General features: G+C 44.7%; 19 protein-coding genes and 1 tRNA gene. 8 read left to right on the forward strand and 12 right to left on the reverse strand.

From position 1 onward, the window contains the following. Window positions 1-15: 15 nt before the first annotated feature. From AC1DBT_RS02190 to pyrE, 8 genes are all read left to right on the forward strand, one after another. Window positions 16-1,653, forward strand: coding sequence for an ABC transporter ATP-binding protein (locus AC1DBT_RS02190; RefSeq protein WP_480018398.1), 1,638 nt, complete (start codon window positions 16-18; stop codon window positions 1,651-1,653). A 181-nt stretch (window positions 1,654-1,834) separates the two neighbouring features. After that, on the forward strand, window positions 1,835-3,172 hold the full coding sequence (locus tag AC1DBT_RS02195) for an ATP-binding protein (protein WP_480018399.1): 1,338 nt from the start codon (window positions 1,835-1,837) through the stop codon (window positions 3,170-3,172). A 195-nt stretch (window positions 3,173-3,367) separates the two neighbouring features. Beyond that, on the forward strand, window positions 3,368-3,736 hold the full coding sequence (locus AC1DBT_RS02200; RefSeq protein ID WP_420027560.1) for a PadR family transcriptional regulator: 369 nt from the start codon (window positions 3,368-3,370) through the stop codon (window positions 3,734-3,736). A 149-nt stretch (window positions 3,737-3,885) separates the two neighbouring features. Next, on the forward strand, window positions 3,886-4,473 hold the full coding sequence (locus tag AC1DBT_RS02205) for an HAAS signaling domain-containing protein (RefSeq protein WP_061103255.1): 588 nt from the start codon (window positions 3,886-3,888) through the stop codon (window positions 4,471-4,473). 129 nt (window positions 4,474-4,602) lie between these two features. After that, a complete protein-coding gene (locus tag AC1DBT_RS02210; protein ID WP_480018400.1) occupies window positions 4,603-5,421 on the forward strand; it encodes an energy-coupling factor transporter transmembrane component T family protein in 819 nt (272 codons plus the stop codon). Window positions 5,422-5,521: 100 nt separating this feature from the next. Further along, window positions 5,522-6,457: a tRNA pseudouridine(38-40) synthase TruA gene (truA, locus tag AC1DBT_RS02215; protein ID WP_480018401.1), complete on the forward strand. Its 936-nt coding sequence runs from the start codon at window positions 5,522-5,524 to the stop codon at window positions 6,455-6,457. A 292-nt stretch (window positions 6,458-6,749) separates the two neighbouring features. After that, entirely contained in the window at window positions 6,750-7,820 is a 1,071-nt protein-coding gene (locus AC1DBT_RS02220) for a glycosyltransferase family 2 protein (protein WP_061103253.1), read from the forward strand. Window positions 7,821-7,838: 18 nt separating this feature from the next. Beyond that, the gene (gene pyrE / locus AC1DBT_RS02225) at window positions 7,839-8,492 is read left to right on the forward strand and encodes an orotate phosphoribosyltransferase (RefSeq protein ID WP_311439009.1); all 654 of its coding nucleotides are present in this window, start codon (window positions 7,839-7,841) and stop codon (window positions 8,490-8,492) included. A 734-nt stretch (window positions 8,493-9,226) separates the two neighbouring features. Here pyrE and gltA read toward each other — a convergent pair. The 12 genes from gltA to AC1DBT_RS02285 form a co-directional block, all read right to left on the reverse strand. Next, complete coding sequence (gene gltA / locus AC1DBT_RS02230) at window positions 9,227-10,633, reverse strand: NADPH-dependent glutamate synthase (protein WP_311439008.1); 1,407 nt, start codon at window positions 10,631-10,633, stop codon at window positions 9,227-9,229. Next, a complete protein-coding gene (locus AC1DBT_RS02235) occupies window positions 10,621-11,463 on the reverse strand; it encodes a sulfide/dihydroorotate dehydrogenase-like FAD/NAD-binding protein (RefSeq protein WP_311431167.1) in 843 nt (280 codons plus the stop codon). Before AC1DBT_RS02235 ends, gltA begins: the two co-directional genes overlap by 13 nt. Window positions 11,464-11,586: 123 nt before the next feature. After that, the gene (gene pth / locus AC1DBT_RS02240) at window positions 11,587-12,192 is read right to left on the reverse strand and encodes an aminoacyl-tRNA hydrolase (RefSeq protein WP_303869619.1); all 606 of its coding nucleotides are present in this window, start codon (window positions 12,190-12,192) and stop codon (window positions 11,587-11,589) included. A gap of 8 nt (window positions 12,193-12,200) precedes the next feature. Next, on the reverse strand, window positions 12,201-13,196 hold the full coding sequence (locus AC1DBT_RS02245) for a ribose-phosphate diphosphokinase (protein WP_276799053.1): 996 nt from the start codon (window positions 13,194-13,196) through the stop codon (window positions 12,201-12,203). Between the two features lie 2 nt (window positions 13,197-13,198). Continuing rightward, window positions 13,199-14,605 (reverse strand): bifunctional UDP-N-acetylglucosamine diphosphorylase/glucosamine-1-phosphate N-acetyltransferase GlmU, encoded by a 1,407-nt coding sequence (gene glmU / locus AC1DBT_RS02250; protein ID WP_311439007.1) that lies wholly within the window; start codon window positions 14,603-14,605, stop codon window positions 13,199-13,201. A 232-nt stretch (window positions 14,606-14,837) separates the two neighbouring features. Further along, a tRNA-Gln gene (locus AC1DBT_RS02255) sits at window positions 14,838-14,911 on the reverse strand. Between the two features lie 173 nt (window positions 14,912-15,084). Next, complete coding sequence (locus AC1DBT_RS02260; RefSeq protein ID WP_311439006.1) at window positions 15,085-16,005, reverse strand: peptidoglycan-binding domain-containing protein; 921 nt, start codon at window positions 16,003-16,005, stop codon at window positions 15,085-15,087. Between the two features lie 308 nt (window positions 16,006-16,313). Further along, complete coding sequence (locus AC1DBT_RS02265) at window positions 16,314-17,405, reverse strand: polyprenyl synthetase family protein (RefSeq protein WP_311439005.1); 1,092 nt, start codon at window positions 17,403-17,405, stop codon at window positions 16,314-16,316. 2 nt (window positions 17,406-17,407) lie between these two features. After that, the gene (galE, locus tag AC1DBT_RS02270) at window positions 17,408-18,448 is read right to left on the reverse strand and encodes a UDP-glucose 4-epimerase GalE (RefSeq protein WP_480018402.1); all 1,041 of its coding nucleotides are present in this window, start codon (window positions 18,446-18,448) and stop codon (window positions 17,408-17,410) included. 171 nt (window positions 18,449-18,619) lie between these two features. Next, complete coding sequence (locus tag AC1DBT_RS02275) at window positions 18,620-19,681, reverse strand: NAD(P)-dependent alcohol dehydrogenase (protein ID WP_480018403.1); 1,062 nt, start codon at window positions 19,679-19,681, stop codon at window positions 18,620-18,622. A gap of 282 nt (window positions 19,682-19,963) precedes the next feature. Continuing rightward, entirely contained in the window at window positions 19,964-20,776 is an 813-nt protein-coding gene (locus AC1DBT_RS02280; protein WP_480018404.1) for an energy-coupling factor transporter transmembrane component T family protein, read from the reverse strand. Beyond that, a complete protein-coding gene (locus AC1DBT_RS02285) occupies window positions 20,773-22,683 on the reverse strand; it encodes an ABC transporter ATP-binding protein (RefSeq protein WP_480018487.1) in 1,911 nt (636 codons plus the stop codon). Before AC1DBT_RS02285 ends, AC1DBT_RS02280 begins: the two co-directional genes overlap by 4 nt. Window positions 22,684-22,686: the final 3 nt, after the last annotated feature.

Raw genomic sequence — 22,686 nt, forward strand, 5'->3', positions numbered from 1 at the left:
GCGAAAGGTTCTTCTGTGGCGCTCTGTTGTTCTCATATTACTTGTAGCTACCAGCACGACAGCGCCTTTGTTTTGCGTGACCTTTCGCTTACGTGTAAATCGGGTATGCGTATAGCACTTGTGGGTTCTAACGGTGCAGGTAAATCTACGCTTGTTAAAGTTCTTGCAGGTCATATGCCTTTTCAAGCAGGGCATGTAACACTTGATGATTATACAATTACTCCAAACGAATCGCTTGATGTTTTGACTCGTGCGCGCCTTTGTGGCTTTGTTCATCAAGACCCCTATACGCAGTGCATAAGTCCCTCTGTTTTTGATACGCTTGCGTTTGGCCCTCTTAATTTAGGACTTTCAGCGCAAGATGTACACGCTCGTGTAAAAGAGGCTCTGGAGTTTGCACATATTTCGCACCTTGCAGGGCGCATGCTCGATACACTTTCGGGTGGTGAAATGCAGCGTGTAGCGTTTGCAGCTACGCTGGCGCTTCATCCGCGCTACCTTGTGTTAGACGAAGCATTTTCACAGCTTGATCCGATTTCATCGCAGCAACTTCATGCAACAATTGAGCATTTGGTTAAGACGGGCTTTGATGGAGCGCCTTTGGGCGTGATAGAAATAACGCATAATGCTCAAGATTTAACATATGTTGATAAGGTTGCGGTACTTCATCAGGGAAAGATAGCCGCAGTAGTAAGTCCTTCCGAGTTTTTATCCAATCCTACCTTGCAATCATATGCCGATTTTATAGACGAATCCGCATATATGCGCACTATGAATGTGCAGAATGAGGTGCTGTTGGCAGTTGACGCGTGTGAGAGGCGGTCTCAGGCCACAGAAGCGCGCAACGAGCACGAAACGCGCGTAAAGCCTATAGGAGCGAGCTACGAACGTCCAATGCGGCCTCACGCCACAGGCGCGTGCTTACAGTCCACAGGCACGCCCGAGGGGTACGAAACGCGCACACAGCCCACGGGAGCACACAACGATCGCTCAACACGCATACAGCCCACACTGGTTGTATCTAAGCTTGTGCCGCGGCTTTTAGGAGACGCGCCATCCTCTCGTAGTGCTCAAAGCGCCTCTTCGTATAATTTTTCGTTATATCCAGGAGAATTAACAATTGTTGTGGGTAGTTCGGGATCGGGTAAAACCACTCTTGCGCTCAATCTTATTGGTGCGTGTAAAGCACAGCAGGGAAGTGTAACGCTTAACGGCCTGCCTGTTGCGCTGGGAGATTGCGCCTTTATGTTTCAGCGTGTTGAGGACCAGCTATTTTGTCCAACGGTGCTTGATGAGGTCACTTTTGGACTAAAAAATCAGGGACTTACTTGTAACGATGCCACGCATAAGGCAAAAAAGATGCTGTCGCTGTTAGGCGTTCCCGCGGACACATTTGAGTGCAATCCATATCAGCTGTCTGGTGGTATGCGAAAACGCGTGGGTATCGCCGCTATTTTGGCGTTGGATAAGCCGGTGTATATTTTAGATGAGTGCACAAGTGGATTAGATGGCGCAGGTAGACGCCTTGTTCGTCGTGCAATTCGCATGCTGTTAGATCAGCATAAAAGTGTTATGGTGATTACTCATCATATGAGCGAGTGGGAAGAGATTCCTCATAAGCTCCTTGTGGTTCGCGACTCGGTAAGTTTGTAAACGAAAGCGCTTGTACGCGCGCGCTAGCATGTAAGCGTTTTTCTCAAAACATTGAAGAAATGTCGGTTTTGGACATAAAAGACTTTGAAGAAATGTCGATAATTCGCTAAAATAACCTTGAAGAAATGTCGGTTTTGGGCATAAAAGACTTTGAAGAAACGTAAATGAAACGAGAAAAACTATGTATATGCAGCGAAAAGCTTACAACAAATTACTTGAGTGGAAAAACTCATACGCTCCGCATTATGCCGCTCTTTTGGAAGGGCCACGACGCGTGGGTAAATCTACCGTTGTCGGGCATTTTGCCAGCCACGAGTATCGCTCCTACATTCTCATTGACTTTTCTCAAGTATCGCGTGAAGTGCTCGCTTGTTTTGATGACATTGCTGATTTGGATATGTTTTTTATTCGTCTGCAAGCCGCAACAGGCACGACGCTTTATGAACATGCATCTGCACTGATTTTTGATGAAGTGCAACTTTTTCCGCGTGCGCGTCAGGCCGTTAAACATCTTGTTAAAGACGGTCGCTATCATGTGATAGAAACGGGTTCGTTAATCTCTATACAAAAAAATGTAAAGGATATCCTTATTCCATCAGAAGAGATGAAGATTCCTGTATATCCTATGGATTACGAGGAGTTTTGTTGGGCAACACAGCAGAACTTTGAGGTAATTAGGACGCTGTATGCACAAGGCAAGCACGTGGGCAGTGATATTACGCGCAAGCTTATGCGTGAACTACGTATTTATATGGCTGTAGGCGGTATGCCGCAAGCTGTTGAAGCATATGTGAATGGAAAGAATTTTCAAACAATTGATCACATAAAGCGACAAATTATTGAACTCTATGAAGCTGATTTTAGAAAAATTGATGCGTCAGGTAAGCTATCTACGCTTTTTCACTCCATTCCAGCCCAGTTAGCTAGAGGCACAAGGAAATATCGGATATCTTCTGCAACGGGTAAAAGGCGCTTAAACTCTGATAACCGTCTGATATCTGACCTCATAGATTCGCGCACGGTCCTTGCCTGTTATAATTCCTCTGACCCAAGTGTTGCCCTCTCGCAAACTAAGGATTTAGATAGCTATAAGCTTTACCTGGCAGATACGGGTTTATTTGTAACACTCATGTTTTCGGATAGGTCGCAGGCAGAAAACGAGATATACACAAAGCTGCTCTCAGATAAATTACCAGCAAATTTGGGCTATTTGTATGAAAACCTAGTAGCACAAATTATCGCTTCAACAGGAAGAGAACTCTTTTATCATACGTGGGATAGGGATCAGAGCTCGCATTATTATGAGGTTGATTTTTTGGTCTCGTGTGGAACAAAGGTGCATGCGTTTGAGGTTAAGTCTTCTGGTTTGGGAAAGTATGAATCTCTGAGGGCGTTTTGTAAAAAATACTCAAGCATAATTGCGCGTGCATATGTTCTTTCCCAAAAAGATTTTGCACATGTGGGCGAGGTAAATCTGGTGCCTCTTTATGCGATTTCTGCTTTGTTGGAGAAGTGCTAGCGGGTACATTCATTGCCGTTTCTTTTCTCATCTTTTAACTATGCACAGCATAACACCTATTGACTAAGATATACTGTGTGGTACAATGTATTATACTAACTGCGAATATGCATATACACCAAGCGCGTGTGGGTCTGTACCAACACTAAGAATACATGTACAGAACGCATTTACTAAGAGGCACGACAACATGCGATGGGCTTAAAACAGGATGGTTTTGCAATGAATGAGGAATGGGTATCGCAAATCAAACGAGGAACATTGGAATATGTCCTCATGCTTTTAATACTTCAAAAAGATCGCTATGGCTATGACTTAATCCAGACGCTTAATGCCTACCCCATGCTTAAGACCAAGGAAAGCACGATTTATCCGCTGCTCAGAAGATTACTAAAAAACGGTTATCTTGAGTCCTATTGGCAACATGTAGATGAAGGAACTCCTGCTAGAAAGTATTATCGGATAACGCCAGCAGGCACTTTGTATGTAAATCAATTAGATAGTGATTGGAACGTGCTTACTCAAAGCATTTCTAAACTAAAGACAAGTAATGCCAATAGTTAGAGGATAGTCTCGATGAACAAGGAGTTGACCCCACCAAACAAAACAGCACTGTTGCCGACAATTAGACAGATGATTGCAGGGCGCTCGTTATTACGTAACTTCACTTAAAAGATAGCTTAGTTGTCAGCATGCATAGAAAGGCGGACATCATGAATAAAAAACTTGGCAAGCGCCTCGAAAAATACCTGTCACAGGTAGATCGATATTTAATACATATGCCTGTTTCAGAAAAAACGGATATATTAAGCGAGCTTAAAAGCTCTTTTTACGAGCGTTTGAATAATGGGCAGCGTGAGGAAGACATACTTGCTGAAATGGAGCCGGCAAAAGTTGTTGCCTTGAATTACATGGGGGCGTCTATTGTCCAAAATAAAGAATTTTCTCTTTCGCAATTCATGAAAGTATTAGGATTTTATTCGTTTGCCTCGATGCTTTGGATTTCGATTATTCCAACGCTTGCGGTTTTAGCGGTATCATTTAGCTTTGCAAGTGCGATGAGCATTTTGTGTGCCGCACTAGGTTTTATAAAGGGGGTTTGGCCAAGCCCTTTGCTTAATGACATGGTGTTTGTATTTTTTGACCATGAAGTTTCGGGCGTGTACGCATTATTAGCAGGATTACTCCTAGCAATAGTTTTTGCCGCATTGGCAATGCTGTGTTGGAACGTAACCGTTAAAATAGTGCAATATCTGCAAGAGAAATCGTGGCGGCTTAAATTTCGGCGCGAGAAGTGCTAAAGGGGAGAGCTGTAACTGCGGCCAAAACGGTTTTGCTTGCAGCACGGCACGACCAACAGCAAGCAAAATGGTGCTTCTTACGGCACAGCACAACCAGTAGCAAGCAAAACGCACATGATGAGACAAACCATGACACAAGATACCACCATAGTTTCTAAAACCCACACAAACGAACAACCTGCTCGTCCTGCGGGCTTTTTGGCATATATCTGCGCGCCCTGGAGCGATATACGCTTTATCACCTGTGTATCACTTCTATTTTTTGTGTTGCTGTGGTGCGTTCACACATGGTATGGCCTTGCGATTTGTGTTGCTCTAGCGTTTCTATATGCGCATATATCAAAAATTTTTACGCGGCAAACAGCCATCTTTTTTCTACCGTTCGTTTGGTTTACGGTGCTCTCTCTGCTCTTTAACGGCTTAGTTTTTGGCACTCCCGATATGGTTATACTGGGAAGCTTTGGGTTTAGAATATCGGGCATTATACGAACTGCAATGGTTGGAAGCCGTATTTTATGCATGATTATGATTTGCACAAGCATTGCAACACGGTTTACGGTGCTTGATGCAGTTATTTGTATACGAAGTTTGCTATCGCCATTCAGATTTTTACATATTCCTGTTGACCATATTGAACTCATTATGTCCATGACGTTGTGTTCTATTCCTCCCGTTATGCGCGAGGTGCGCATGCTGATGATTTCTCAGCAAATTCGAGGCGTTGCGTTTCATAACGTATCGCTTAAAAAGCGTCTGAACGCATGGATAAGCGTCTTTGTACCACTGGTTATTCGGTTTTTTAGGATGTCAACCCTTCAAGCGTTGTCAATGAAGGAGCATGGATATAACGGTCAGCCGCAACGTTTGCCGCGGCCTCTTGCGCGCGGTGCATGGGCGTGTAACCTCTGTGTTTTTGTGATTGGCTGTGTCATACTGATAGTGTTCTAAACGCCTACGCGTAAACGCATAATTGACATGAGTAATTGACACGCGTAAGTGAATATGTACAAGTAAAAATGCATAAGCGAAAATGCATAAGTGAGGTTTTATGATCGATAAGCATACAGCAGACACGCCGCGCGAAATGAGTGCCACATCTGCCATCGAGCTGGCAAGCGCTGATGAGGACGCAACAAGCGCCGCGCACACATCTGCATTTGGCCCCTTTGTCGCAACCCTTGTTATACGTTTTGGCTACGTAGGTACTCATTTTTGTGGATATGCAGCTCAAAATGAATCGGTTCGAAGTGTTGAAGGTTGCCTTACGAGCGCCCTTTCTACATTTTTAAGGCGAAGCATTACGCTTACTTGTGCAGGTAGAACCGATGCTGGGGTGCACGCACACGCTCAGTATGTGAGCTTTCCTATCACCCAAAGCGAGCTGGGCATGTCTAAGCATAAAATTATGAGCGCACTGAGTGGCTTATGTCCCGATGACATCTCAATTAGAACGCTTTACCGTGCTCCGCTCGACTTTTCTGCTCGTTTTAGCGCACGCGAGCGAAGCTACACATATCGCATTGCACTTGGTCCGCTTAAGCCTATTCTTACTCATGAATTTGTATGGTGGGTAAAAAATATTCCTCATGTTTGCATGGATGATATGAACGAAGCAGGGGAGTATCTCACGGGTGAGCATAATTTCAAAAGTTTTTGTAAAGCCAGCTCTGCGCAGCTCTTGGAGGAGCAAGGTTTATCGCTTAACCGCTGCTTAACAAGCATTAAGGTTTCTCGCGATTATATCGTGGGCGAGCAGATTTTGCGCCTGGATATAACGGGTAATGCATTTTTGCATAATATGGTACGCATTATAACCGCCTCGCTTTTAGAAGTGGGCCGAGGCGCGCGCCAACCCGATTGGATCCAGGATGTGTTAAGACAACAAACCAGAACCGCCGCGGCAATGACTGCGCCTGCGCAAGGTCTTACGCTTGAGCACGTGGGTTATCCTGCAGGCTTGCTGGTGCCGTGGAACAATGAATAAAGTTAGGGTACGTTGATTCGCGATGTTACGCGCATAAGTGCAATACAACGCTCCTACGCACGCGATACACATGCACATTCACAAGACAGCGCACATATATCAAACAGCGCACGTTTAACGTCTGTTGCTGCAACGCACACACATTTTCGTGCGCCATTTTCACACGCTCATCGAATTTTGTATTTGTCTTGTAATTCGCGTGCTGTTCACTGCTTCAACACAACTTTATGGCGTAAGTATTCCATACTAGATGTGCAATAAGGGATAGAGCTTGTGTATAGGAGTACGAAATATGGCTCCAAAAGCGCCTAAAATTTCAGTTATCATGCCTGCATACAATGTAGAGGGGTATGTTCAGCGTGCCGTTGAATCTTTGCAGCAGCAAACGCTTACCAACTTTGAGCTGCTTGTTGTAGATGATGGTTCTACCGATAGAACGGGCGCCATTTTAGATGCCCTTGAAATGCGAGACACACGTATTACCGTTTTTCATACACCTAATGCTGGTGCGCCTGCGGCTCGTAATTTTGCGTTGGACAAAGCACGCGGATCATACGTTATGTTTATGGATGCCGATGACTGGGCAGACAATCACATGCTAGAAGATATGTATGTCTACGCCGTAAAGCATGGTCTTGAGCTGGTAATCTCTGGTTTTTATATTGATACGTATTATGGACGCGATAATCAGTTTACAACCGAAATCAAGCATTGCAAAACAAAGGTTTTTTCTTCTAGAGACGAGTTTAGGCTGTTGGCATATCGACTTTTTGATGAAAATCAGCTCTATACGCCGTGGAATAAGCTCTTTTTGCGCGAGCGCATAGAGGCAATACATGCACGTTTTCGTAATACGTTTTGGGATGATTTTCCTTTTGTGCTTGATTATATTCGCGATTGTGAAAAAGTAGGCGTATTGTCGCAGCCGTACTACCATTTTATTCGCGCACGTAAAGAGTCTGAAACCGCGCGTTGGCGCAAAGACATGTACCAAAAGCGCGAAGAAGAGCACGCGTGGATGTGCGATTTATATCAACACTGGAATTTGCACGACGAACCTCATGCCTTTGAGATGATTCAAAGACGCTATATTGAGCGGCTTATTGGATGTATCGAAAATGTTTGCAATCCTGCTTGTACGCTTTCGGTACCCCAAAAGCTGCAGCACATTAAAGATATGATTTCTACGTCGCAGGCTCAAAAAGCTGTTATGTTTGCGCATCCTCGTTCTAAAATGATGGAGCTTATGCTTGTTCCTATCAGGCGCAAAAATGCACGTCTTTGCTATCAAGAAGGTAAATTTATTTCGTTTGTTAAACGTCACAATGCACATTTGTTTGCTTTGCTTAAAGCACGGCGATAAGTTATGAGGAGATAAACTATGGCATCGGTTACACTTGCAACAAAACAAGAAATTGCTCATGCGCTGTTGGCGGAGAAGGCCGTGTTCCTTAATCCTTCGCATCCGTTTACATGGGCAAGTGGGATTATTAGCCCTATTTATTGCGACAATCGTTTAACTTTAAGCTATCCTGCTACCAGAACGCTGGTTGATGAGTCACTTGCTGCGCTGGTTAAGCAGCTGTACCCTCAGACAGAGATCCTTATGGGAACTTCTACGGCAGGCATTGCGCATGCGGCAATTGCAGCAGATAGGCTTGGGCTTCCTATGGGATATGTTCGCGGTTCTGCCAAAGATCACGGCCGCAAAAACCAAATTGAAGGTCATCTTGAGCCTCAACAAAAATGTGTGGTTGTCGAAGATCTTATCTCTACAGGTGGGAGCGTTTTGGATTGTGTTAATCCATTACGCGAGTTCGGCGCCGATGTTTTGGGTATTGTAAGCATATTTACCTATGGCATGCAAAAAGGTATCGAACGTTTGGCAGCAGCTCATGTTACCAACACAAGTTTGTGTGATTTAGACACCTTGGTTAAAGTGGCTGTTGAGGAACACTATATTCAACCAGCCGATGAGGCTCGCCTTTTGGCGTTTAGAGATAATCCTGCTGATGAGTCGTGGCGCACTGCATAGTGTAGGCACCACAACGTTTGTCTTGTTCAAAACATAACGAGCTTGTGTTCGCGCTTTTTCTACTATTTTTTGTTAATTACGTATACATAAGCGCAACATCCCATGATGCATGGCAGAATGTAGCCTGGAACGGTCCATATACTATCGACAAGATGTGCAAGTACCGATAGGATTATAAGCACGGGAAGCATTACCAAAAGGCGTCTTGCTTTGGTATGAATATACGTTTTGTTATACCTTTCGCAGGATAGCTTATACCAGCTGTAGAGTGCATAAGCACTTATCGCAAGTATATATATCACGTGGAGTAAATCACTGTAAATTGACGCGCTCGTAAGAAAAACTAACGGACTTAAATATCCTATCAATAAACGGGAGTCAAAGCCCTCAATGAGTTTAGCCTTGGTTTTCATAGCATCACCAGGTACCTACAACGGGATTGGGGTATGCAGCGCCTCAATCGGTTTTAATGTATCAGAAAACTTTATGCATAAGATTAAGCCGATATATCAATGAGCGTGATGTCATATAAACTCCTTTTCTATTTTATACAGGAGCAATTTATATATGTCAAGAAAAAAATCACCTTGATAACGCGAGGTATCAAGGTGATTATGAAGCACCACACTACACAAGATAAAGCGGCAAGCATGCTACCATGTAGCAGTTTTATACAAGCCTACCACGAGTAACCAAATTTACACAAACTTGCTGCGAATGCCCAAAAGGCGTGTTTATGAGGCGAGAAGAGTCTTAGTTATGCTAGCGGCAGCACGTTTACCAGCGCCCATTGCCAAAATGACCGTAGCTGCACCAGTTACAATGTCGCCACCTGCCCATATACGCGGATTGGACGTGCGCCCGTCTTCGTCGGCAGTAATATAGCCCCATTTATTAAGCTCCATGCCGCCAATAAGTTTTGCAAATGGGTTAGCGTTAGTACCAATAGCCGATATAGCAACATCACACGCTATGGTTTCAAGTGCGCCTTCAATAGGAATAGGGCGTCTGCGTCCCGATTCATCGGGCTCGCCCAATTGCATTTTTTGAACCTTTACCCCACAAACACAGCCATCATCACCTGCAATAAATTCTACGGGCGCAACAAGAGGCATTACTTCAACGCCCTCTGCTTTGGCATGGTGGAGTTCTGCTTTACGAGCAGGCATTTCTTCTTCACTACGACGATAGGCAATAATCGCGCGCTTGGCTCCTAAACGTTTAGCCGTACGAACCGCATCCATAGCAACGTTTCCGCCACCAAACACAACTACATTGCGGCCGTGTTTGGTAGGCGTGTCAAAGGTAGGAAAATTGTTTGCTTGCATAAGATTTGCGCGTGTTAAATATTCATTAGCAAAAAAGACGTTTGGTAAGTTTTCTCCGGGGATGTTAAGAAACTTGGGCAAGCCTGCACCTGTTCCTACAAATATCGCATCAAAACCCTTTTCGTCCAAAAGTTCTTGCGCATTTGCCAAACGACCCATAACCGAGTTGTATTCAAACGTTACGCCCAGTTTTTTAAGGCCATCTATCTCTCGTTTTACAATCTTTTTAGGAAGACGAAATTCGGGAATACCATACACCAACACACCGCCAGCAGTAAAAAAGGCTTCAAAAATGGTGACATCAAAGCCGTTACGTGCAAGTTCACCAGCGCATGCTATACCTGCAGGACCCGATCCAATGATGGCAACTTTTTTACCATTTTTTGCCTTCATTTTGGGTGCACCAGCAAGTTCACTTCGGTCACCTAAAAAGCGTTCAAGCTGACCAATGGCAACAGGCTTGCCTCTACGCCCACGCACGCAAACGCCTTCGCACTGTGTTTCTTGAGGACACACACGTCCACAAATGGCAGGGAGCAAAGACTGTTCATGAATAATATCTAAGCCCTCGCCATATTTTCCTTCGTAAATCTTTTGTATAAATGCTGGTATGTTGATATTTACGGGGCAGCCTTCTACGCACAGAGGCCTTTTACAACGAAGACAACGCTGCGCTTCAGCATGAGCCATTTCAACCGTAAAACCCTTATCAACAGGGCGAAAATCTTTTGCGCGAAGTTCTGCAGGCTCTTCGTTATCGGCCACACGATCGGCTTTCATGTTGGGAATCCAACGATCTTTTACTTCGGGCATGACTGACTCTTTTCCTCGTATGCTTCAAGCGATTCGGCTTCTTCTTGTCGGTAGGCGCCAAGTCGTGCGCGCAGGTCATTCCAGTCGACAAGCGTTGCATCAAAATCAGGGCCGTCTACGCACGCAAACTTTGTTTGTCCGCCCACTTCAACACGACAACAACCACACATTCCGGTTCCATCTACCATAATGGGGTTAAGCGACGCAATAATAGGAACGTTGTATTTTTGTGCGGTCATGGTCGAAAAGCGCATCATAGGAACAGGGCCTACGCAAAAAACGCGGTCGATAGCGCCTTGGCTGCAAAGACGCTCAAGCGGAGCGGTAACTACGCCTTGCTCGCCATATGAGCCATCATCGGTGGTAATGTGAATATGGTCTTGAGGTAATAGCTCTTTGAACTGCGGCTCTAACAATAAAAGTTCTTTAGAGCGCGCGCCCATAATAGCATGTACCTCGCATCCAGCTTTGGATAACAGCTTTGCAACGGGGAAAGCAATTGCCAATCCTACGCCGCCGCCAATGACTGCCCAGCGGCCTTCATGCATTTCTGTTGGTTTGCCTAAAGGGCCTGTTACATCAAGGAGTTCCTGACCTGCCTCAAATTGTGAAAGCAGGTAGGTTGTTTTCCCAATGCACATAAAAATGAATTCGATCCAGCCTTCTTGCGCATTCCAGTTGGCAAGCGTAAACGGCACGCGCTCTCCCGTTTCGTCGGCACGAACCATTAAAAATTGGCCAGCATGAGCGTGTTTGGCAATTTCGGGAGCGTACACGCGAAATTGAAACACTTTTTCTGAGTATTGTTTTTTCTCGAGAATTTTATACATTGCACATGATCCTCTCCTTGATGACAACACACATCCCCCAATGTATGCGCATCACATGTGGCACAACGTTCCCCTTTAACGATGTACCGAATGAAAATCTTTATACCAATACTAGCAATATTTTTATGAATTATCGGCAAGAGTTTTTTGGAAGCCGTTTGCCAGACATTTTTGACAAGTCACCGACGCTGCGTCTACCGCAAAGTCAAAAAGTTCTTGCTGCTTGCCGCGCACGGGTGTAAGAACATAGGTTGCCAAGTTCATACGCCCCGATGGCCTGCCAATGCCGCATTTAAGGCGCGCAAAATCAGAAGTTTGAAGCTTCTGCGCAAGTGAGCGTAAGCCGTTGTGCCCGTTGAGTCCGCCGCCCCATTTGAGCTTTACGTTTCCTAAATCCATGTCACAGTCATCGTGGAGCACAAGAATATCACGTGTAGTGAGTTTAAGTTCACGCAAAAGTTTTGAAACAGGACCTCCAGAAGTATTCATATAACCCTGTGGTTTTGCGATATATACCATCGAGCCATCAGCACGCGAAGCTGCTGCTACTAAGCATCCTGCTTGAGATTTCCAATAGCTGGCATGCAAGTTGCGTGCGAGGGCATCGCACGCCTCAAAGCCAATATTATGAGGCGTGCGCGCATATTCCGCTCCAGGATTTCCCAAACCAATAATGCACGATATCTGTGTTGGGATATGTTTTGGTGTAAAAAGATTGTCGCGGGACATCAAACGAGCTACATCTCTGAGTTTCCAGCACCCGATTCAGAAACTGAATGGTTGGTATAAACGTTGTAAATACAATTTGCCACAGTATCTGCAACGGTTATTGATTTAATCTTAGAACCAGGTGTGTTGGCTACAGGGCAAGGAATTGCGTCTGTTACCACGCATTCAACAATAGGAGCGTTTTCAAGACGAGAAATAGCTTCTCCCGAGAACACACCGTGTGTTGCAGAAACGTAAATATCTCCTGCGCCCATTTCTTTAAGCTTGGTGATAGAACCCACTAAAGTACCCGCGGTATCAATCATGTCGTCGTTAATAATGCACGTTTTGCCTTTAATGTTACCAATAATGCCCATAACTTCGGCGGCGTTATGCTTTGGACGACTTTTATGCGCAATGGCAACTTCGCAGCCCAAGTAATCAGACAATTTTTTGGCAACTTTTGCACGTCCCATATCTGGCGATACAACTACGGTGTTATCCCAGTCAAAATCTTTTTTCTTAAAGTAATCACCAAACAGATAAAGAGCTGTTAAGTGCGTTACGGGAATGTCAAAGAATCCTTGAATTTGGCCAGAGTGTAAATCAACCGTGATAATACGATCTACTCCTGCAGCTTCAAGCAGGTTAGCAACCAAACGTGCGGTAATAGGCTCACGTGAGGACGCTTTACGATCTTGGCGTGCATATCCGTAGTGGGGGATAACCGCGGTAAAACTTGCAGCAGATGCGCGTGAAGCAGCGTCTGCAACAATAAGGGTTTCCATCAGCAAATCATTAACATTTTTACCTGCGATACTTTGAATGAAGAATACTTCATCGCCGCGAACGGATTCCATAAAACGTGCGTAAATTTCACCGTTTGCAAATTGGTTAAGCGTCAAACCTTGAAGCTGAAGATGTAAAACATTTGCAATGCGTTCAGAAAGCTCGGTTGCACCATGACCGGCATACAACTTGATCTCTTTTTGATACGCAGTTGGCTCGCATAGTTTTTCGTACATGCTTAGTCCTCTTTCTTAAGCTTATCCCAATACTGATTTGCCCAATCCTTTTTTATGAGCTGTGAAGAACGCTCTATTGCAAGTGATCCTGCAGGAACGTCCTTGGTAATACAAGAACTTGCACCAATAAGTGCATTGTCTCCAATAGTAACAGGTGCCACCATCATAGTATCGCTTCCGATAAATACATGGTTGCCAATTTCGGTATGGCTTTTGTGCTTGCCGTCGTAATTGCAGGTAATAGAGCCGCCACCAATATTAACGTCAGATCCTAAACGAGCATCGCCGATATAGGATAAGTGAGGAACTTTTGAGCGCTCCCCAATTTCTGAGCCTTTAATTTCTACATGAGTTCCTGCTTTAGCATTATGTTTTAGATGTGCATTGCCACGAATATACGCACGTGGTCCGCAAACTACACCATCGTCAATGCATGAGTCTACAATAACTGTTTCGTCTACAATGCACTCGTTTCCTACGGTTGCATTTGTCAGCCTGCTTTGAGGACCAATAACGCAATCCGATCCTATATGTGTTGAACCCCATAAAAATGTTTGAGGTAAAAGCTCGCAGTCTTGGCCAATGCATACCTCAGGTCCAACCCATACTTGGTGCGGATCCAGCATGCTTACGCCTTGTTCCATAAGGCACTCATTGATACGCATTTGCATAATTTTAGTTACCTGTGCCAGTTGTATGCGACTGTTGACCCCTAAAACTTCGCGATAATCCTCAATATGAAGCGCGGCTACTGGTTGTTTAAGCTTACGATAAAGTCCAATCATATCGGTGAGATAGTATTCGTGCTGAGCATTTTCGCAGGTAAGTTCATCTATGTGTTGAGAAAGACGTCCACCGCAAAAACAGTACACACCCGAATTACATTCAGTGAGTTGTTCACGCTGCTGCGGGGTGCAATCTTTATCTTCTATAATTTGTGAAATTTGATCGTTTTCAAAGGTAAGACGACCGTATCCTGCGCAGTTAGGAGGTGTCATGCTTATAACCGAGCAGGCATTGTGGTGCTCTTTATTAAAAGAAACAAGATTTTGTATAGTTTGAGGAGTAATTAAAGGCGAGTCGCCGTAAAGTACGACAACAGGACCTTGAAAGCTGCCTAATTGCTCCTTTACACAAAGAACAGCGTGACCTGTTCCTCGTTGTTCACGCTGTTCTACAAAAGTAAGTTGTTGCACCTGGTCTTTAAAGTTAATTTTGTCAAAATACGAACGTATTTCTTCTCCTTTATGACCAACTACTATGATAATGTGAGTAGCTCCTGCTTGTTGTGCTGCTTGAGCTGTCCACCAAATAAGTGGCTTATCAAGTAATTTATGCATAACTTTGGAATGATGAGATTTCATGCGTTTACCCTCGCCAGCAGCAAGGATGATTGCAGTCATGGGCATACGACGTGCCTTTCAATACATTGTGTATAGAAACATCATTAGTATCTCACATTTTATGATTTATAAAAGAGTGATATAAAAGAGAAGAAAATAAAACAAAAAAGTCAAGAGTGAAGCGATGTAAAATCAAGCCTCATGAAAAAGTTGAGAGCGGAAGCCCTGTATAAAGGAAGCCCTGTATAAACAAAGTCTAATAAAAAAGCCAAGCAAAAGCTTGGCTATTCATAAACAATGGCTGGAGCAGCAGGGATCGAACCTACATTCCAGGTACCAAAAACCTGTGTCCTACCATTGGACGATGCTCCATTGTGCGCTTAAGTAGACTATCATATTTCTGTATAGCGTGCAAGTAGGAAGTAGTGACATTTCTATATCTCAAGAGGCGCACACAAAAGTGTGTTTATGTTGCATGCGCTCCTTCGATTACGATTACGCCCCTTATATGTTGTTAAAGCTACTTTGCAAGCCTTGCTAGCTTGTTACTGTGCATATGTTGCACAGAGTGCATCAAGAAGCATAACCGCAATAGTTTGTGCATCTGAGGTGGTAAACGTTCCGTCATAGCTTAAGCCTTCGGGCAGCTCAAGCCGAACAACGTGTGCGTTTGTGCACTCGTCACAACAAACCGCTTGAAGGCGTTGTGGGAGCGTTTCGATATTATCGCACGAAAGGGTTGGCACGCTTAGCACATGAGAATCTTTCGCAGGAGCCTCGGTGGAGAGCACAAAGATGCTCGTTAAATTTTGAGGAGCATTATCAATAGTTTCAAGCAGAGCAATGCCGCTTTTCTCGCTTGTTGCCGAAGCAAGATTCCATATTCTACCAGCAATGTTTCTTGAGATAGGATCTTGTGCGGTAAGACCTATGTGTATACGCTCGAGCACATCGGCTGCGCGAGAAAATGTCATCTTTCCCATCACTTGTACCGATGTGCTTTTTTGTCCCTCCCATACGTGATGAAGACGCTCTATTGCATCAAAGGTATCCTGAAATGCCATACCATCACCAAGAGAGCCTTGACTTTCCTGAAATTCTTTAACTGCAGCCTCGGTATGGACACCATAATATCCGTCGGCCTCTCCGCAGGAAAAACCTAAGATATTCAAGCATGTTTGCAGCTGTTTAACATCGTTTCCGTGAAAGTTGGGCAAACGCAAGTAAAGCGTGCGGTCGCCCATGGTGTACGACGCGTCTACAAGCTCTGACCACATTTGTTTGTCTACGTCTGAGCTCAGCGAAAGATTATGATCAAGGCGAAATTTTCCCACGGCTCGTGCAGTTGACGCGCCAAAGTGCTGTTGTTTAATTTCAGATGAATCGATAGCGTAATCCAGGCGTGTTAGACGACTTTGAATATCCTCAACAGCCGCTCCCGTTGACCCTTCACGAATCGGGTTCATAGATCCTCCTTGTAACATGCTTTTATGAACTCAATGCTGCTTTATAGACCGCAGGCATTAAGCTTGGTAGTGTTTCATGTGAGCAATAGTGTGGTTTATAATTCAACATAACCAATTCGTATTGTATAAAAAAACTCCATGATGTATACGAAAGTTTTAGAATTTGCGAACGTTTTCACGAACAAACAACGAAACGAATCTCACGTCCGCGCGTATCCATGTGTAATTGTGGGCGTTTATATGTTTTGCTTGAGCAACTTGGCACGGTTGAACACGAACTTACGACTAAACCTCCCTTTACGCATACCCTATGCATTCCGTTGAATAAAAAATGCGGTCATTGCATGCAAAATAGCAACGGTGTCTTTAGAGAAAAGATTTTCATCTATACATGCATCAGCTTGTTGTGCTAAAGAACGCGCAAGGTTATGACTGTGCGTGCGCGCGCCTGACGCTTCTATGAGGGCGCAAGCATCGTCTAGTTCATCTGGCGAATTATGGGACTTGGTTAAAATTTCTTTGAGCCGCGCGCTTTGTAGTGCGTTCAAGTGCGAAAGTGCATACAGCGTGAGATAGGTTCGTTTACCCTCAACGATGTCACTTCGGAGATCTTTCCCAAGTTTGTTTGCATCGCCAAAAAGATTAAGCTCATCATCTTTCAACTGAAATGCTAAGCCTGCTTGTAGTCCATAAGCTCGCAGAGCCTCGCTGCGCTCTTGGTTTGCGCCAGCAAAGAGTGCTCCTATAACAAGGGGCGTGCTTGCGGAGTAATATGCTGTTTTTGATGTTGCCATATAGAGATAATCATCAAGCGAAATATCCCAACGATTTTCGGTTGACCAGCCTACATCAAGCGCCTGGCCTTCTATGGTGTGCTTCTCCATAGTTATAAATTCTTGTATGAGCCGAACTCGCAATTCATCAGAAATGCTCGAAAGCGAATTTATGCATTCTAGTGCATGCACAAGGGCACTATCACCCATATTAGTAGCAAGACCTGTTCCATGTACTCGATACAGACATGGCTTGCCACGGCGCAAAAGACTCTCATCAGCTATATCATCATGAATAAGCGCCGCCGCTTGAAAATGCTCAAACGCGCAACTTATCTGAAGAAGTGTATCTGATACAGACTTTTGTATACTGCAGTTGTCTTTAAGCATACCTTCATATCCACATGCATAAGCTCCCAATACACACAGTGCTGGACGAATTAATTTTCCGCCGTTCACGGTAAAGTGTGCAAGAGGCTGGTAGAGGTATGCTTGCAAATCTGTCTGCGCTTGAGAACCTAAGGGCTCTTGCAGGCTCTGTGTAAGCGCGCGCACAATATAGGGTAGCGTTTCCTGCAAAAACGTAGTAAATGCTAAGCTTTCATGCGCGCCCTTGTTGTGTTGCATGTTTAACATTCGTAACCCGATGGATTGCTTGATTGCCATTTCCAACCGTCGCGACACATGTCCTTAATATCGTATTGCGCTTTCCAGCCCATTTCTTTATACGCCTTGCTGCAATCTGCATAATTAGTTGCCACGTCACCTGGTCGACGGGGTTCAATTTTATAGGGAAGCTCTTTGCCACACGCCTCGGAAAATGCATGAATAATTTCAAGCACAGACGTTCCCTTACCGGTGCCCAAATTGAACACTTCGCAGCCTTGTTTACCTTGCATCCAACGAAGTGCTGCAAGATGACCTGTTGCAAGATCCATAACGTGAATATAATCACGAACGCCTGTTCCATCGGGCGTTGGATAATCGTTGCCAAAAACATGCACGTATTCGCGTTTACCAACGGCAACTTGAGCTACATAAGGCAACAAATTATTGGGTATGCCGCGCGGGTCTTCGCCTATAAGTCCTGAAGGATGAGCGCCAATGGGATTAAAGTAACGAAGGAGTACAACATTATACGAAGGATCGGCTACAACGATGTCGCTCAGAATTTGCTCGATCATCCATTTTGTCCAGCCGTAAGGATTGGTTGCATTTTTCTTTGGACTTTCTTCGGTAAGAGGAAGCGAATCAGGATCGCCGTAGACCGTTGCCGAGCTTGAGAAAATAATAGAGCGACAGCCATGTTTTTTCATTACCTGGGTAAGCACCAGCGTGGACATAAGGTTGTTTGAATAATATTCAACTGGTTTAGAAACCGATTCGCCAACAGCTTTAAATCCTGCAAAATGAATAACGCTTGAGATGTTGTGTTTGGTAAAGACCGAATCAAGCGCGCTTGCATCGCAAACATTTGCCTGGTAAAACGTAAGATGTGCAAATGCTTCATAGCCTACAATGGTGTGAATACGGTCAAGAACATGTATGTTAGCATTTGATAAGTCATCTACGATAACTACATCATATCCCGCACTTAAAAGGACAACGCAGGTATGACTTCCAATAAATCCTGCTCCGCCTGTTACCAGAACACATTGATGCTGTTCCATAGTCACACCGCTTTCTGTACGTTAAGTCGTTAGTAAACAATCATTTTGTATAGTATACGCCCGTGCCGTGAGTAATAAGAAATTGGATTGTGTAAGCGGTAAGAAAACCCACAAACCGCACTGGGCAGTTTGTGGGCATTATGGCCTTAAATGGTGCAAAGCTTGTCTGTTTTAGTCTTCCAAAACAACAACAGGCTTAATGAGGTCTACTGGTTTTTCACGCATAGTAAAGATTGCCTCTTCGAGATGTTCCCAACCATGATAGAGGTGCGTGATCTCGGGATGAAGATCCAGCCTACCTGCAGAAACAAGTGAGCTTAACTTCTCCATGCGTAAACGCCCTCCGGGCATAAGACCGCCGCGAATATCTTTATGGCCCATGCCAACGCCCCATTCAACACGAGGAATGGTAACAAATTCACCCGAACCAAGATAGTTTACGTTACCAATTTTTCCACCAGGCTTTAAGGCTTTGACCGCCTCTTCAAAGGTGGAGCAATTTCCGCCTGCAATACAAACGCGATCCACACCTTTACCTTGAGTCATCTTGAGGACTTGTTCAGAGATAGAGCCGTCTTTATAACTGATAAATTCGTTGGCGCCATAGCCTTTAGCAACTTCAACACATTTTGGACGAGTTCCAACTGCAATAATACGCGATGCTCCGCGAAGGACAGCACCTGCTACACTCATAAGGCCTACCGGACCAATACCAATAACTAAAACTGTGTCGCCAAATTGGACGTCTGCAAGCTCAACCGCATGAAAACCTGTGGGAACCATGTCTGACAAAATGCACGCGTCAGCAGGAGAAATGTTTGAAGGAAGATGCGCAAGGTTGCCGTCTGCATCGTTAACATGGAATAGCTCTCCAAAAACACCATCTTTAAAGTTAGAGAATTTCCAACCTGCAAGCATGCCCCCCGAATGCATGGCATAACCTGCTTGTGCTTCAAGGGAGTTCCAGTCGGGCGTAATTGCAGGAACCAAGACGCGATCACCAGGCTTAAAGTCTTTTACCAGTTCGCCAACTTCTACAACCTCGCCGCAGCATTCGTGACCCAAGATCATGTTGTGACGATCGCCAATAGCGCCTTCCCAAAGCGTATGCACGTCGGACGTACATATCGCAACAGCTAATGGCTTACAAATTGCGTCAAGCGGACCGCATTTGGGAGCGTCTTTTTCTATCCATCCAGACTCTCCAATTTTGAGCATAGCATAGCCCTTCATGGGTACCCCTCCTTCTTTATGCCCTTTGTATACGAGACTAATTATATTTTTGTGCAAACAAGATATACGTGCATTTAGGTAAACGATACGCTGTATTCCGTTAATGGTATGGGTTTGTATGCTTGTCTGTGGCCGCCTTTATGAATGAGCGTGCGAAAGAGTTTATTCGTGTGTAGCGATTCAAAAAAATGAGCAGTTCATAAGTTATATGAACAAGCATTGCGTTACGTATTTGTGCGCTTAGCGAAGCTACGAAGGGTCTACAGAGGAGCTACGAAGAGGCTACAGAGGAAATATATTCATGAATATGCAAGTGATGCGCAAGGAAATGAAAACTATCAGAAATACGGCACATTGTATATCAAGTTGTGCAAAATGCAGAGGGTGCCATTGTGTTCGTGCAGCACTCGCGCGATAATTGCGTGCATCTAATGCTTGCGATAGACCTTGTGCATGGTGATACGTTTTAGTCAGCAAAGCAGTTAACGTAGAGCTCATGATATGAAACTGGCTTTTGAGAGTGTTTTTTTTACAGTGCGCACCGCGAATAAGTTGAGCTTCGCTCAGAGAGGTGGCTTCAAATGCAATAAGCGGAATAAAACGCAGCATGAGCGAAAACACCATGGCAATCTCGCGCGCAGGAAGACCAATGCGTGCAAGTGGTGCCAAAAAGGCTTCAAATGCATTGCATATCTGCACGGTAGACGTGGTGCGAATGAGAACTGCGCCTAGAGTGAGCGCGCATAGTATACGTAGCGAATGCAAGCACGAAAGTGCAATTCCGCCGCGCGTAAGCGTAAAAAATCCCAAGGATACCAGCGCTTCTCCTTGTTGTATAAAAATCATGTTACATATACCAACAGCGATAATAATTCCTAGGAAGTGTTTGCATGAGCGCGCAAGTTCTAACAGTGAAATATGTGCCAACAAAGTGATAACAACGATGAGCGCACCATGTATAAGCAAATCGGTAAAGGTTGATATGCTAAAAATTGAAAACGTGAGTATAACCAGCGCAAGAATTTTAGTGCGTGGATCCAAGCGGTGCATACGTGAAAACGTGTCTTGTTGATGGTTATTGTTAATATGCGTCATAACATGCTCGTTTCGTTGGGTATCGCATGGGCGCATGTAGATGAATCTGTATTTGTTTGATTGCCTTCACAGGATGTGGCTGCTCTGCTCAAAAGAGACTTGAGCGCGTGCATAAAGCCTGCGGTGGTGCGTAGATGCTCTCTGTCATGGTCAAGTATCGTAAGGCAGGGCTTTGCCCAGATCATGGAATCGGGTAATCCAAGCCCCCATGTTTTTAACATGTTTGCTTTTTCATAGGTAAAAATTTCTGAGGGTGCGCCCTGCGCCACTATACGCCCCTGATGAAGTACCAAAACATAGTCACATTGTGCGGCTTCATTCATATCGTGCGTGGCCTCCAAAAGAGTAAACGAACCTTTAAGTTGGGCTAATAAATCGTTAATATCTGCGCGCGAACGGGGGTCTAAACCACTTGTTGGCTCATCCATAAGTATGAGCTTAGGTTTCATTGCCAACATGCCGGCAATTGCGCATCTACGCTGCTCGCCGCGCGAAAGCTCGTCAGGCGCAGCATCTTTTTTGTGTGCCATTCCTACCGCTTCAAGCGCTTCGTTTGTCCGACTTGCACTATCAGCCGCGCAAAGTGCTTGATTACGCGGACCTTGTGCCACATCGTCGTATACTGTTTGACCAAAAAGCTGTAATTCGGGATTTTGCATAACATACCCAACGCGTCCTAGAATATATCGACGATCACGTGCTAACTTAAGCGATCGGGTGCCTACGAACAAATTTCCCTGTGTTGGTTTTTCAAGACCGCTTATCAAACGAAGCAGCGTTGATTTTCCCGAACCTGTTTGTCCTATAAACGCAACGCGTGTTCCGTATCTAATCTTAAAATTAAGGTTGCATAGCGCCGCTTTACTTGTTTGCTGATAAGAAAAGCCAAGTGATTGTGCCTCTACGGCATATGCTTGCGCTTCTAAAGAACTATGCGTCAGATGAGTTTGTGTATTTGTTTCCTGCATGTTTGCGGTTGCATGCTGGTATGTATACGCATCGCCACATTCCGCCGTGTCTCTTTGAGCATTGGTATTTATGCATGTACGCAGCAGTTTTGCCAGGTCATCAGGCGTCATATCAACAGCGCTTGGGTAGCCAAAAGCATGACACAGGTTAGAAATTTGTGCCGACAAGGGAAGATCAAGACCTATATCGCGAAGAAGCTTGTCACGGCAAAATACCTTCCGCGGTGTATCATCTGCAACAATGTGGCCGTGGTCTAAGACCACAACCCTGTCAGCCTCAAGTGCTTCGTCCATAAAATGCGTGATATGAATGATGGTTGTTTTTTCACATGAAAGCTGTTTTAGCAGGCTATTGAGTGTTTTTCTGCTTGCCACATCCAGCTGCGCGCTTGGCTCATCCAAGATAAGAACATAAGGATCCATAGCGAGTGCGCCTGCGAGGGCGAGTCTTTGTTTTTGTCCGCCTGAGAGCTGATGGGGATTTTTAAGCCGCAGACCATCGAGGCTAAAACGAGAAAGCTCCCGTTGTACACGACGATCAATCTCATGAGGGGAAACGCCTAAATTTTCTGGACCAAACGCAATGTCATCTTCAACAACGTTGTTAATAATCTGTTCGTCGGGGTTTTGAAACACATACCCCAAACGTTCTTGTGCGTGCGCATAGGCAAACAAGTTTTTGGTTCCTTGCGCAAAAACACAATGGTCAAGTAGGCAAACATGACCTTGATCAGGCGCCATAAGCCCAGCGATCACGCGCGCAAGCGTTGATTTTCCCGAACCATTTGCGCCCAGAATGCATACACGTTCTCCTGCATTGATTGACAAATTGATGTTTTTTAGTGCATAAAACGTTTTGTTATAACAAACAGACACATGTTCAAGCTGAATGGTTGGTGCGTTCATATTATTTTGTTTGGCATGATGATAAGTTTGCATGTG

The organism is Fannyhessea sp. C0108B2 (genome assembly GCF_056583915.1).